Source organism: Saccharobesus litoralis (genome assembly GCF_003063625.1).
GTDB lineage: Bacteria > Pseudomonadota > Gammaproteobacteria > Enterobacterales > Alteromonadaceae > Saccharobesus > Saccharobesus litoralis.
Genome location: NZ_CP026605.1, coordinates 151722 through 165771, shown reverse-complemented (window position 1 = coordinate 165771; position 14050 = coordinate 151722). Strand labels below are relative to the sequence as shown.

General features: G+C 40.7%; 12 protein-coding genes and 1 pseudogene. 9 read left to right on the top strand and 4 right to left on the bottom strand.

Annotated elements, in window-relative coordinates:
• Nucleotides 1-138 precede the first annotated feature (138 nt).
• Both C2869_RS22275 and C2869_RS22270 read left to right on the top strand, forming a co-directional pair.
• Nucleotides 139-357, top strand: coding sequence for a hypothetical protein (locus C2869_RS22275; protein ID WP_108605266.1), 219 nt, complete (start codon nucleotides 139-141; stop codon nucleotides 355-357).
• Nucleotides 347-688: a type II toxin-antitoxin system RelE/ParE family toxin gene (locus tag C2869_RS22270; protein WP_108605293.1), complete on the top strand. Its 342-nt coding sequence runs from the start codon at nucleotides 347-349 to the stop codon at nucleotides 686-688. The genes C2869_RS22275 and C2869_RS22270 overlap by 11 nt, the downstream gene beginning before the upstream one ends.
• A 194-nt stretch (nucleotides 689-882) precedes the next feature.
• On the opposite strand, the pseudogene C2869_RS22265 reads toward C2869_RS22270, so the two are convergent.
• Nucleotides 883-1092, bottom strand: a pseudogene (locus C2869_RS22265) (hypothetical protein); the annotation flags it as partial.
• 241 nt (nucleotides 1093-1333) lie between these two features.
• On the opposite strand from C2869_RS22265, the gene C2869_RS22255 reads away from it, so the two are divergent.
• The 4 genes from C2869_RS22255 to C2869_RS22245 all read left to right on the top strand — a co-directional run bounded on the left by C2869_RS22255 (nucleotide 1334) and on the right by C2869_RS22245 (nucleotide 6356).
• On the top strand, nucleotides 1334-1597 hold the full coding sequence (locus C2869_RS22255; protein ID WP_108605264.1) for a BrnA antitoxin family protein: 264 nt from the start codon (nucleotides 1334-1336) through the stop codon (nucleotides 1595-1597).
• A 24-nt stretch (nucleotides 1598-1621) separates the two neighbouring features.
• Complete coding sequence (locus C2869_RS22540) at nucleotides 1622-1768, top strand: hypothetical protein (protein ID WP_159084289.1); 147 nt, start codon at nucleotides 1622-1624, stop codon at nucleotides 1766-1768.
• 422 nt (nucleotides 1769-2190) lie between these two features.
• A complete protein-coding gene (locus tag C2869_RS22250; RefSeq protein WP_108605263.1) occupies nucleotides 2191-5199 on the top strand; it encodes a TonB-dependent receptor in 3009 nt (1002 codons plus the stop codon).
• Nucleotides 5200-5357: 158 nt separating this feature from the next.
• Nucleotides 5358-6356: a family 43 glycosylhydrolase gene (locus C2869_RS22245; protein ID WP_108605262.1), complete on the top strand. Its 999-nt coding sequence runs from the start codon at nucleotides 5358-5360 to the stop codon at nucleotides 6354-6356.
• Nucleotides 6357-6479: 123 nt separating this feature from the next.
• Here C2869_RS22245 and C2869_RS22240 read toward each other — a convergent pair whose 3' ends face one another.
• The gene (locus tag C2869_RS22240; RefSeq protein WP_108605261.1) at nucleotides 6480-6674 is read right to left on the bottom strand and encodes a DUF4177 domain-containing protein; all 195 of its coding nucleotides are present in this window, start codon (nucleotides 6672-6674) and stop codon (nucleotides 6480-6482) included.
• Between the two features lie 535 nt (nucleotides 6675-7209).
• Nucleotides 7210-8109, bottom strand: a complete 900-nt coding sequence (locus C2869_RS22235) for a hydrogen peroxide-inducible genes activator (protein WP_108605260.1) — start codon at nucleotides 8107-8109, stop codon at nucleotides 7210-7212.
• Between the two features lie 190 nt (nucleotides 8110-8299).
• Here C2869_RS22235 and ahpC point away from each other — a divergent pair, with 190 nt between their 5' ends.
• Nucleotides 8300-8863, top strand: a complete 564-nt coding sequence (ahpC, locus tag C2869_RS22230; protein ID WP_408011904.1) for an alkyl hydroperoxide reductase subunit C — start codon at nucleotides 8300-8302, stop codon at nucleotides 8861-8863.
• A 224-nt stretch (nucleotides 8864-9087) separates the two neighbouring features.
• Nucleotides 9088-10659 carry an alkyl hydroperoxide reductase subunit F gene (gene ahpF, locus C2869_RS22225; protein ID WP_108605258.1) on the top strand — a complete coding sequence of 524 codons (1572 nt, stop codon included), beginning with the start codon at nucleotides 9088-9090 and terminating at the stop codon, nucleotides 10657-10659.
• 304 nt (nucleotides 10660-10963) lie between these two features.
• Here ahpF and C2869_RS22220 read toward each other — a convergent pair whose 3' ends face one another.
• Nucleotides 10964-11998, bottom strand: a complete 1035-nt coding sequence (locus C2869_RS22220) for a LacI family DNA-binding transcriptional regulator (protein ID WP_108605257.1) — start codon at nucleotides 11996-11998, stop codon at nucleotides 10964-10966.
• A gap of 245 nt (nucleotides 11999-12243) precedes the next feature.
• Here C2869_RS22220 and C2869_RS22215 point away from each other — a divergent pair, with 245 nt between their 5' ends.
• Nucleotides 12244-14013 carry a gluconokinase, GntK/IdnK-type gene (locus tag C2869_RS22215; RefSeq protein WP_159084288.1) on the top strand — a complete coding sequence of 590 codons (1770 nt, stop codon included), beginning with the start codon at nucleotides 12244-12246 and terminating at the stop codon, nucleotides 14011-14013.
• Nucleotides 14014-14050 lie beyond the last annotated feature (37 nt).

Sequence of the window (14050 nt, the reverse complement as noted above, 5' to 3'; positions counted from 1 at the left end):
GGTTAAACTTCTACCTTACTAGAACAGTTAGAGCAAGAGAGTTTGGAAGAATCTAAAAAACTACATTAGAGGAAGATGATAAAACAAGATAGAATGCATATGATTAAAGCGAGTACGGTTATCAAACTGAGGTGAAGCATGGCTATGACATCAAATGATTACGCCCAAGCATTACATAAAGAAATCGATCAAACCCCAACTGAGCATTTAGCAGCCCTGTTGAGTATCGTTCATACGTTTAGAGAAAGCGTAAGTTTAAAATCACCGATAGATAGTGTAGAAAAGGGGCTGCAAGAAGCCTTATCAGGTGAAACAGAAGACATCAGTACCTTATGGGATGGCATTGATGTCGACTAAGGTTAAACTGGAATATGCGCCGGAGTTTAAACGAAATGTACGGCAGTTGGCGAAAAAGTATCGCAGTATCCAAAAAGACCTCACGCCATTACTGACTACGTTAGAACAAGGTGAAACACCAGGTGATCAGATCCAAGGCGTTGGTGCTTCAATGTTCAAAGTTAGAGTTAAAAACAGCGATAGCAATAAAGGAAAACGCGGTGGTTATCGTGTTATCTACTACGTAAAGCAAGGAACGAAAACGCTATTGCTGTCGGTTTATAGCAAAAATGACCAAGCCGATGTTGCTACCAACGAACTGCGCCAGCTAGTTGAAAAATATAAACTCTAATCCAGCCTCCTGATAGAAACATCGTGTAAACCTGATGGCAAAAAAGATAAGGCAGCTTGCCCGCCTTAAAGTGAGTCACAGTCCTTGCAAAAGAGCCAGAGCGAAAGGCCTGCGCCTTTCACTTAAAGGTGTTCTGCGCATTGGTCATTTATCAAACCCCAAACAAATTAACATGACACCCATCTAAAATTTTGGTTACTCATAACGGCATAAGCCGCAATATCAATGGCAAAGATACTGGCAAGTTGTTTGATGCGCTTGACTATCCAGCCTTTACGATGGTCAAAGTTTTTGGTGGTGAATTTGTCGTTACCACATAAAAACGCTCGGCGCACACAGCGTGATATGCAGTGATAATATTGGGTTTCCTCTAAACAAATTTGCGAGCGTCGTGCGGTTGCCATTCTCTACCTGCTAAATCAACCAAATAACTGATGTTATATACAGTTAAATTTAATTGATTTTTGGGGTTTGTCAATAAGGGGACTTTATTTAAATAATGGGTGTCTGGTTAAACTGGTTTTATTTAAATAATGGGTGTCTGGTTAAACTGGTTAAACTCTATAGTGGTTTACACAGAAAGAGATGGCGATATCATTAGAATAATTTCTGCGAGAAAGGCTACTAAACAAGAGGTGAAACGATATGAGCAAAGCTTCAAAAACTGATTGGAAAAGACTATCTGATATGCCTGATAGTGATATCGACATGAGTGACATCGATGAATTAGGTGACGATTTCTTTAATCATGCTGAGTTACGTATGCCTGCTAAAAAATCAGTCACGTTAAGATTAGATGAAGACGTTTTAACGTTTTTAAAATCTGAGGGCCAAGGCTATCAAACCCGCATTAATAAATTGCTACGTAATTACATGGATGTTCAACTACATCGTGCTAATCATAAGTAATGTTTATCCAGCAGGTTAGTTCAGATGACGAAACAAGGCAAAATTATTAATGGCCAAGCCGAACCCCTTCGCGTGTTCTTAATTGAATCCGGAAAAATCCAACAGCTAACCAATTTAGAGAAAGAATCACAAGGTAAAACAAATAACGAGAAAGATTTACCTTTGCCCTAGCTAATAATTCAGTTTTTAACGATAATTATTAGTGTATTTATGCTGGTTACTCCTATTTCCTTCTATAAACATCTACTATCACTCGATTAGTTACATTTTTTTAACTATTTCTATTTCACTCGTTTAGTAAGACTTATTCTATATATTAAGCCTGTTTTATTTGAGTTATCGTAATAATTTCACGTTATAGTAGTACTATTTAGGTGTTTTGTGTTAAGTTTGTTAATGCAATTTAAATAAAATAGATTATTTTGGATATTAAATGTTGAATAAAAAACTGAAACTAGCTATTCTAAATGTGCCACCGGTAGACAATAATAATTAATAAATGCCACCGGTAGCAGGATTGGTGCAGATGGCCTACGTTGTCTATACCAAATATAAGTAGGAATGAGACGAAAATTAAGTCGAGTGAATTACACATGAAAAACAACAATCAACTTTTCAAATACAGCAAATTATTCTCCTGCATGGTACTTGGCGGGGGCTTTTTAGTTGGCAACACATCACTAGCAGCAGAAGACGCAGTAGAAGATACTGAAGTTATTCAAGTATCAGGTTTCCGTAGTAGCTTAAATGCATCGTTAATGACTAAACGTGATGCTGCGGGTTCTAAAGATGTTATTTTGGCCGAAGATATTGGTAAGTTTCCTGATTTAAACGTAGCGGATTCATTAAGCCGTGTGCCTGGTATTTCAGTAGAAGAAGACGGCGGTGAAGGCCGTCAAATTACTATTCGTGGTTTAGGTTCACGTTTTGTTAAAACAACCATTAATGGTATGGAATCGGCATCTGCGGGTGCGGGTACGGATGCAGGTGGCGGTTCTAACACGTCTCGTGCTTTTGACTTTAACACGTTTGCCTCAGAACTATTCACCATGGTTGAAGTTGATAAATCAACCTCTGCTGCGTTAGAAGATGGCGGCATAGGTGGTAATGTTAACTTGCAGTCTGCGCGTCCATTCCAATATGAAGGCACTAAACTAGCGTACAATGTTAACGCACGTTACAACGATATTGCGGGTGATGTCACGCCGCGCTTGTCGTTTATGGCTAGCCATAACTGGGACAACGAGTTTGGTATTTTAGCGTCAGTTGCTTACAACGAAGGTGTTGTACAATCTGAAGGTGCGACTACAGTACGTTGGACAGTATTAAACCCAAATTTCGACGACAAACCTTTGTTAACTAAAGATCCTGTTACTTGGGTAACACCTAAGGGATCGTATACCAATGATCAGCTTGATGGTTTGTATATTCCGCGTATTCCTCGTTATTCAATTTTTGAGTCAAACCAAGAGCGCTTAGGTATTACTACCGCATTACAATGGGCGCCAACGGATGATTTAACGTTAAGCTTAGATGTGTTACATGCGTCGTTATCAACCACAATGAACGAGTACCAGTACTCTGTGTTATTCCGAGATAACAAGCAAAAAAGCCCATTAAACTATGCTGAAGCTATTGTTAAAGACGCTAACGGTATGGTAACTGCCGGTGCGTTCTCAGATGTATTTATTCGTTCAGAAGCGCGTCAAGACAAATCAGAATCTGATTTTACGCAAATTTCATTTAATGCCGATTGGTACTTAACTGACAAATTAAAAGCTGAGTTGTTAGTGGGTGTCGGCCAATCTGAATTATCTGTTCCGCATCAACGCACATTTGCTTTAGATTCACGTGCGTCAGCGGCAGCTTATAGTTTTGATAGCAGCGTTAATCCTCTTGATTTATTAAATAACCCAGCGGCGCTTAAAGACGGTGGCAAGATAGATCAAGACATGATGTCTTGGGCGTTTTTACCGGCAGCTGGCGAAAACTTTAATGGCGGTAACTATACACAAGATCAGCTAGCGACAGCCATGACACAAGGTAGCGATTATACCGTTGGTTTAGTGCGTAACCGTAAAGAAGGCATCGAAAGTGATAACTCATCTATTAAATTAGATTTCTCTTACGAATTATCTGACGAGTTAACATTAAAATTTGGTGTTAACCAACGTACCTTTGAAACTAAGTACATGCCTTATCGTAACGACTGGAAAAAAGGCTTACCGGGTGAAGGTACAGGTTGTAAAGGTGAGGTTTGTGTAGTTGAAGACGACACAGTTTCATTAGCCGGTCAAGATTACGCAACTACCTTGTCTGCGTTAGGTGTTGATTTTGGTAATGCAGCAGATGTACCGGCAAATTCGAGCTTAACTGCGGGTAGTTGGTTAACGCCGGATTACGACAAAATGATGGCGGCGTTTAGTGGTAAGTCTTACTTTGAATCTCGCTTACGTGCAGATAAAGCTTACGACATTAAAGAAGACGTTTTCGCGTTATACACCCAATTGGATTTCCGTTTAGATTGGATTGTACCGGTACGTGGTAACATTGGTGTACGTTATTTAGATAACGAAAACCAATCAAGCACAATTTTAGGTTCTTCACGCGACAACACTACGCGTTTACCTAAAAATGGTGAATACCAATGGGGTACAGTTTCAAGCTCAGGTGACGACTTCTTACCATCATTAAACTTAGCGTTTGATTTAACCGATGACTTAGTTGCACGCTTTAATGCGGGTAAAGCGATTACGCGTCCTAAGATCTCTGATTTAAGCAGTGCAATCAGTGTATCTCTGCCTAAAAAATCACAAGACAACAGTGATGATACTGGCGGTACGATTAAAGCTGGTGGTGGTCCATCTATTCAACCTTATGAGTCAACTCAGTTCGATTTAGGCTTAGAATGGTACTTCACTGAAGAAGCCCTACTTGGTGCAACCGTATTCTGGAAAGACATTACTGATTTACGTAAGCAAACCGTTAACAATGTTCAAGTATCAGATGCTGAATTACGCGCTTTAGGTGTGTCGCAAAACGATATTGATCAACTTCACAATGATTTTCCTAACTATGGATGGTCTGTTGATCAGTTAGTGAATACTGAGCCGACTAAAATGTGGGGTGCGGAATTTGTTTACCAACAACCGTTTAGCTTCTTACCAGAGCCATTTAACAATTTAGGTGTGCAATCTAACTACACTTATATTGATTACACGTTTGACGATGAAGATCCGTTTTATGGTACTAACCGTGAATTAGTGGCTTTGGAAACGTCTGAAAATACGTTTAATGCAACCGTGTACTACGAAGTAGACAACTGGAGCGCGCGTGTATCATACGGTTTCCGTGAAGGGTATAACAAAGAGTTAAGAAACGAATATAAAGATGAGGGTACTTATGGTCGTGGTTACGATGATAAGTCAACTTGGAAGTTCTCAGCAAAATATGACCTAACTGATAATATGGCAGTGTCGTTTGAAGCGATTAACTTATCAAATGAGCCGAAAAAACAATGGCAAAACTTTGATAACCACCAGCCAGTTGAATATTTAGTTCATGGTCGCCAGTTCTTGGTTGGTTTACGCGGTTCATTGTAAACCAGATTCAAGTGTGTGTGCGTGTAAAGCCGGTGCTATTTAGCCCGGCTTTTTTTGTTTGTATCGGGACTTGCGGCGTGCGGTTAAGGATGCGGTGATCACAACTTAACCAATCAAGCAGGCATTTCTTATTTTATATTCTCAGTTTAAACACCAAAATGAAATCAATTAAATTATGCTATTGGTTGTTAAGTACCTTAGTGCTTGGCGCTTTTAGCTTTACTGCTATTGCTAAAAACCCATTGCCTTTGGGTGAAAATTTAAGAACGGCCGATCCGTCTGCTCATGTTTGGCCAGATGGAAAGTTATATATTTACACCTCGCATGATATTGAATGTCAGGCCGATTTTTTTATGAAAGATTGGTATGCGTTTTCAACTCAAGACCTACAAAACTGGACTAACCATGGTCCTGTGATGTCGGTAGATGATTTAAGTTGGGCAAACAATTATGCTTGGGCACCGGATGCGGCATTTAAAAATGATAAATATTATTTAGTTTTTCCTGCAGGTACAGGGGTTAAAGATCGGCAAAACCCGAAAAATAGCACCAAATGGATGGGAATAGGCATAGGTGAAAGTGATTCTCCTACCGGCCCATTTAAAGACATGATAGGCGCGCCACTTTGGACTAGTCCATATGCTAATGATCCTAGCTTATTTATCGACGATGATGGCAAAGCTTATCTATATTTTCACGGCAAAAATTTTGATTATTACGTGGTCAAAATGGCTGAGGATATGCGTAGTATCAAAGGTGACTTCATCAAAATGGATATGGGTGGGTATGAGCCGAAAATGGAAGGCCCTTGGGTTTTTAAACGGCATGATTTGTATTATTTTACAATGCCAGAAAATAATCGCGAGCTAGCGTATTACACTGCAAAAAGCCCACTTGGCCCTTGGCAATACAAAGGGGTGTTTATGCAGCAAGAGCATCAGAGTAACAACCATCACTCCATTGTAAAATATCAAAATAAATGGATATTGTTTTATCACAGATGGCTAGAAACACCTAAGGCAGGTTGTCAGTTACGTAAACGCCAACGTCATGTTGCCGCTGAGTTTATGTCGTTTAAAGCGAATGGTGATATTGAACCCGTTATGCGCACAAGTTTGGGTTTGTCTGCATTGCAAGATAAACCTGTTACAGACTAAAGAGTTTAAAAACAAAGCCGAGTTTTTTGCTCGGCTTTACGGGGTGTTTGTTTGTGCGCTCTTAGCATCTAATACGTAGCATCTAATTCGTAGCATCTAATTCGTAGCATTTAAGACTAGCAATTAACCTTGTCTTTTCATTACGCCTGCGAATTCTAAACCCCCTTCTAGTTCTCGAAAATCGACATTGACAAGTTCCCACCCTTCGGCACCTAAAGCGTTGAGATAGGCTTCTATATCTTCACGTTGGCGGCCTTTAAATAAACCAGCCGATTCAACATCGCGAGTATCAATGATTTTATATTCAAATTGTTGCATGAGGCTTCCTTTAGCTATTGTTAAAATTGTATGTTTTTCATCCTATTCTTGGTGTTTTCATTGTAGATTGTTGTCATGTATTTGGCTATTTTTTTGCGATATTCATTAAAGAGCAGGAAGAGCAGCACAGGAAAGTTCGAGAAAAGGAAAAGGGCTGAGACAGAATATACTGGCTCAAAATGACACTAGGGTTAGTAGTGATTGATGATAATTATGCAGCTAGCCTGAGCAGCCAAATTAGACAGTGATTTAAAAAACCACGGCCTAGTTGGGCTAAACCGTGGTCATAGGGTTAGTTTGTTTTTTTGGCTGATTGGCGTGAACAAACTTGGTCGCCGTAGTAATTGTTAGTGTAATTACATTCCTTGTGCGCTGAGCGCGATTGAGCTGGGCGGCTTAACCAAGATTGCAGTTTGTTTAGTAGGTTCATAGTGCTTACCTCATATGGTTATTAATTACGCGTTTTTTGATTGCGTAAACTCAATATAGGTTAGGCACTTACTTTTATAAAATGGAATCAATTAATCATCACATTCTAATTTTTTGAACGTAAAGCCAACGTAAATAACTCGATTAGTGCTTCAATGTCTGCTGTTTTTACGTAATTAGGCCGAATGATAAAAGCAATTGAACGATGTGGGCCAGGTTCGTTTAAGTGAATGGCACTTAGCTCAGATCCGTCATGCAACAATTGTTGTAAGGCCATTTCTGGTACTAAGGTGGTGCCGAGTTTACCGGCGACCATTTGAATAATGGTATGCAAGCTAGTTGAGTCAAATTCCGACTGTTGCTTTTGGCTTTTCAGTTGGCAGGCGGCAAGTGCGTGGTCTTTTAAGCAATGACCTTCTTTAAGCAACATTAATTTGTCTAGTTGTAGCTCATCACTTTTTATTTCGGTGATCTGCGCGGGACATTCTTCTTTATGACTAACCCAGTAAAAATCTTCTTGCCAAAAGGTAAGGCTGATCAAACCGTTAGTTGGGTAGGGTAAGGCGAGGATCGCACAATCCAGATCGCCGTTTCTTACCCGATCAACTAGCTCATGCGACTGGGCTTCTTGGATCTGCAATTGAAAATTAGGGTGCTGGGACCTCACTTGCGGTAAGACTTTAGGCAGCAAATAAGGACCTATGGTTGGGATCACCCCCATGGTCATAGGGGTACTCAATGGTGACTTATTCAAATCCGATAACTGCATTAACTCATCCAGTTGTAACTTTATTAATTGCGCTTTGGCTAGAACTTGTTTGCCGGTTTCGGTAATCAAAACGTGTTTGTTATTGCGTTCAAATACCGCTAAACCTAATTGATTTTCCATCTCGGTGATCGCGGTACTCAGTGCGGACTGCGAAACATTACAGAGTTCAGCGGCTTTTTTAAAATGTAAGGTTTTTGCTACGGCTAATGCATAGTTAATTTGTTTAATGGAGATCATAGCTGAGGTTGAATAGTGATAAGAAGCTTTGATTTTAGTTTAGTTGAATGCTCAAGTACGTTCAGTTTTTTCAATCATAATAATAGATTCTTTAAAATATACTGAAAATTAAATTGCCCTTAATCTTTACCTCGTTCAAGCAATAACGCTTTTTAACAAATATTTTTAATAGTCCTAGAGGGTAAATATCATGGCACAAATCGGTAAAGTTATTCCAGAATTCAAAGCACAAGCTTTTCATAACGGTGAGTTTGTTGAAGTGACATCAGAATCAGTAAAAGGTAAGTGGGGGATCTTCTTATTCTACCCAGCAGATTTCACGTTTGTCTGCCCAACCGAACTTGAAGATATGGCGAATCATTATGCAGAGCTACAACAGCTTGATGTTGAAGTGTATGCGGTTTCTACCGATACCCATTTTTCACACAAAGCATGGCATGATTCGTCAGACGCTATCGGTAAAATTAAATTCCCTATGCTAGGTGATCAAACCGGCGCTATTACACGCGGTTTTGACGTAATGATTGAAGAAGATCACATGGCTCACCGTGGCACGTTTTTGGTTGATCCAGATGGTGTCATTCAAGTGGCTCATATTCATGCCGGCGGTATCGGCCGTGCAGCGAAAGACATGGTGCGCAATGTAAAAGCAGCGCAATATGTGCGCGCTAACGACGGCGAAGTATGCCCAGCTGCTTGGGAACAAGGCCAAGCAACATTAACCCCAAGTTTAGATTTGGTTGGCAAAATCTAATTCTCCAAATCTAAACTCTTTATCTGACTCTCCTTGGCTCGCGAGGTTAAAGCCTCGCGAGCGCTGTACTTATATAGTCAAAGCGATCGGGTTTTAGGGGAAGCCGTCAAGCTTCGAGACCCCATGAGCATATGCTCTACTATGTGATTGGGGTGAGTAAGCGCTGACAATGAACCATAAAACCTGAGCGAGAAGACTATAGTTAAAGCTATCAGGATCCACTTATGTTAAACAATGATATTTTACAAGCACTTAAAACATATACAGCAAACATGACAAAAGCTGTGACTCTGGTTGTGCAAACGGGAGAGCACGCCAAAAAACAAGAATTAACAGAGTTTTTAAGCCAGATTTGCTCTGTATCAGACAAGTTGAGTTGGCAAGAGCGAAATATTAATTTACGCAGCCCAATTAGTTTTGCCCTTGAAGTAGAGCAGGACAACACGCAACAGAATACCGGAATTGTGTTTTCTGGGATCCCTGCGGGTCATGAGTTTAACTCTTTGGTGTTGGCAATACTCCAATCTTCGGGAACCGCGATTAAGCTTGATAATACCTTGGTCAATTTAGTCGCGAATATAAACGAACCATTGCACTTTGAGGTGTTTGTGTCGTTAAGTTGCCACAATTGTCCCGATGTTGTGCAGTCGCTTAATCAATTTGCGTTACTTAACCCCAATATTTCCAGTGAAATGATTGACGGCGGCTTATTTCAAGAGGTCGTCGAACAACGCAATATACAAGGTGTACCGAGTGTTTATGTTAATGGTGAATTATTTGCTAATGGTAAAATTGATACCGCGCAACTGGTTGATAAATTGATAGCCCGTTATCCCGATTTTGTAGGGTCGTTCAACGTTGAACAATTGCCCGAGCAAGATATTACCGTAATAGGTGGCGGCCCCGCTGGTGTTGCCGCTGCCATTTATGCCGCACGCAAAGGGTTAAAAGTGACTATGGTTGCTGATCGTATTGGTGGGCAGGTAAAAGATACAGTCGGCATTGAAAACTTAATATCAGTACCGAAAACCACGGGTACGCAGTTAACCTCAAATATGCTGGCACACATGAATGATTATGACATTACCAAAAAAGAACATGTCAGGATCACAGACATTGCGGCACCACCAACTGGCGCTAAAACGTTAACTTTGTCTTCTGGTGAAGTAATTAATAGTAAAGCCATTATTGTGGCCACTGGCGCTAAGTGGCGTGAGCTAGGCGTACCAGGCGAAAAAGAAAACATTGGCTCTGGGGTGGCTTATTGTCCGCATTGCGATGGCCCTTTCTTTAAAGGTAAAGATGTGGCCGTGATCGGTGGCGGTAACTCAGGCGTTGAAGCCGCATTGGATTTAGCCGGTATGGTGCAGCACGTCACCTTGTTTGAATTTTTACCCGAGCTTAAAGCGGATAAAGTTTTAGTAGAAAAGGCACAAGCTAATGACAAGATTAGTATAGTTACCAATGCCGCCACCAAACAGATTATTGCTGACAATGGTAAAGTGGTGGCTATTGAGTACATTGATCGCATGACTGAACAAGTGTTGCGGAAAAACTTATCTGGCGTATTTGTGCAAATCGGTTTAGTGCCTAACAGTGAATTTTTGCAAGGGGTTGTCGAGCGTACACCATATGGCGAAGTGGTTATTGATGAAAAATGCCAAACTTCTCAGGTGGGTATATTTGCTGCTGGAGACGTGACAACCGTACCTTACAAACAAATAGTCATTGCCATGGGAGAAGGAGCCAAAGCCTCGTTATCTGCTTTTGATTATTTGCTTCGCAGTGCGGATTAATTGGAGTTCAGACAGAAAAGTTATGATATGTAGGGTCGAATTTATTTCGGCTAGCACAAGGTTTGTCGATGTTAAATCGCCCTACAATTTAGCAAATGGTTACGCCTGTAGGGCAGGATTTATTCCTGCAAGTGCATAGTCAGTAAGAGAACTTATGTTAGCGGGTGTAAAACCCGCCCACAAGGGAGTTTTTTTGTTTAAAATAGTTTGCAGGTTCTGCAAGCATGAATGCTCGCCAACAAGGTGAGGCAACGACTCGATTTACACTAACGATCCTGAGCCTTTGCCAAAGTACTCTGGTTTGTTACGTTTTAGGTGATAGCGCAGCGGTCGATTCGCGGATCACAACTTTAGGTGCGACGACGACTTCTTCCACTATCACACTTGGATTACCATTCTCTATTTTGGCAATTAGCTTTTTAGCGGCGGCTTTGGCCATTTGCCTAACGGGACGGCGGGCTGTTGTTAGTTGCGGCATAATACGTGAAGCTAACAAGTTATCATCGAAGCCACAAATGGATAATTCTTCTGGTACTTTGATGCCTTTTGCTACGGCAACTTTCAATGCACCGGCGGCCATTTCATCATTGTTGGCGATGATAGCAGAAGGGCGCTCTGGCAAATCCAGTAGCACATTCGCGCATTCTATGCCGCTAATATATTGGTTAGTACCTTCAACTACATAGTTTTGTGGGAGATTTAACTTGGCTTTTTCTGTTGCCACTTTATAGCCACTGAAACGTTCTTTAGATGAACGATAATTCATTGGCCCTGTGATCATGGCTATTTTTTCGTGGTTGAGTGTAATGAGGAAGTCAACTAACTCAAAGACGGCTTGACCGTCGTTAGACACCACAAAGTTTTCGGCATTTTCGGAACGGCCAGACACAATGCGAATGTAAGGAATGTTATTGTCATCTAAGGTTGCGCCTAACTCGTCTATTTCAGAGGCTGGCGGTAATATGACAATACCATCTAATTTAGAGCGTTTCACAAAAGATAAGACATTAGCGATCAAATCTTCACTTTTATAACTACAAGGGTGAACAACTAATTCATACCCCCCATTACTGCAATAGTCTAAAACCCCGCGCTGCACTTCGTCTATATACAAAGCATCTGGGTTATCGTAAACCAAACCTAATAAATATGAGCGGCTAGAAGCAAGGCCTCTGGCTTGTTTGTCTGGTACAAAACCGGTTTCTGCGATAATTTTATCGATTAACTCTTTGGTTTTTTTACCGACTTTATCCGAATTATTGATAACACGAGAAACCGTACGTTTTGAAACGCCAGCCATTCGGGCAATGTCATTAATTGTGACTTTTACGTCGCTCATAAACTTAACTCAAGCTGCTATTTAATTGTCATTTTAACACTATTTACGCTACCGCTAGCATACATGACCAGGCTATAAAAAGTAACTTTATTATTACGTTTTGATTACTTCAAGTGGCCATTTTTTCTCATGCTAGTATGAAAAATAGATTTTCCTCTTGAAATGTTTAAATTATGTTGACAAATGCCACCGGTGGCATTTAGACTGAGTTTAACTTAAAAAATGATGCAATTAAGGGTCGTTTCGTGATTTATATTGTGATGGGTGTAAGTGGTTGTGGTAAGTCGTCAATCGGTAATCGATTAGCGCAGGCGCTCAATGTTAACTTTTATGATGGTGATGATTTTCATCCACAAGCCAATATAGACAAAATGAGCCAAGGTATAGCACTGCAAGATGAAGACCGCTGGCCATGGTTGAAACGCTTAGCAGACAAAATGGTGTTGTGGAATGCACAAGGCGGTGCAGTTTTAGCCTGTTCTGCATTAAAGCAAAGTTATCGTGATGTTTTAGCGTCGACCTTAACCAAGCAAGTGACATTTGTGTATTTGAAAGGCAGTCAGGCACTTATTGCGAGTCGTATGGCAAAACGTAAAAATCATTTTATGCCAACTGAGTTACTTAATAGCCAGTTTGCGGCATTGCAAGAGCCAAATAATGCCATTGTTGCTGATATTAGCCAATCACCAGAGGTGATTGTTCAATCGATTTTAGAGAGCATGAAAATGACTTATCCCATTCATGTTGTTGACACACAACAGACAATTAATGATCAAGCCTTAGTTGCTATTTTGGATCAATTTATTCAACAAAAAGCGGCTAACGCTAAGCGTATTTTAATTTTACCGCCCGACATTACGCGTTTTTACTCAAAAGCGGGTTTTATTTCTGCTTATTTATACGAAAAATTAAAAGATCAAGCTGACATCTATTTTTTGCCAGCCTTAGGCACTCACGAGCCAATGGCCGAGCAAGAGATAGACGCCATGTTTGGCACTGATATTCCCAAAGAGCGTTTTTTACCGCATTTGTGGCGCCAAGATGTGCAAAAAGTGGGGGAGATCAGTAGCGAGCGCATGCTGCAATTGTCAGAAGGCAAGCTCGACTACAGCATGGATGTGGCAGCTAATAAATTATTATTAGACGGAAACTGGGATCTAATAGTGTCGGTTGGCCAAGTGGTACCTCACGAAGTCATTGGTATGGCGAATTACACCAAAAATATATTAGTTGGCACAGGCGGAGCCGATACCATTCACAAATCTCATTTTTTAGGTGCGGTTTATGGCATGGAAAGGATCATGGGGCGCGTCGATACGCCGGTTAGAAAAGCGTTAAACGAAGGTTATGATGAATTTTTACGTCACTTGCCAATTGAGTTTATTTTAACCGTATTGGGCAACAAAAATGACAAACTTGCATTACAAGGCGTATTTTGTGGTGCAAACCAAGATACTTACGAAGCGGCAGCTAAGCTCAGTCAGCAGCTCAATCTTAATTTGTTAGATAAGCCGATTAATAAAGCGATTGTTTATTTAGAACCATCAGAATTCAAAACAACTTGGTTAGGTAACAAAGCGATTTACCGTACGCGTATGGCCATGGCTGATGCCGGCGAGTTAATTATCTTGGCGCCAGCATTACATCGCTTTGGAGAAGATTTAGAGATCGACAGGCTCATTCGTAAATACGGTTATAAGACCACAGATGAAACACTAGCCGCAGTAAAAGCCAACCCTGAACTGGCGACGAATTTGTCGGCGGCCGCACATTTAATTCATGGCACGGCGGATAAACGGTTTAATGTGACTTATTGTCCAGGCGATGGCGTTAGTCAGCAAGAAATTGAAAGTGTTGATTACCAGTATTGCCATTACGATGAAATGACAAAGCGCTACCCGATAGAAAATTTAAAAGACGGTTGGAATACTCTGCCAGACGGTGAAGAAATATTCTATGTCAGTAATCCTGCGCTGGGTTTATGGTCGACCAAAGCGCGATTTGAAAATGAATAAAACGGTTTGTCGTTAGGTTGATTGGGTTGTTTGTGGT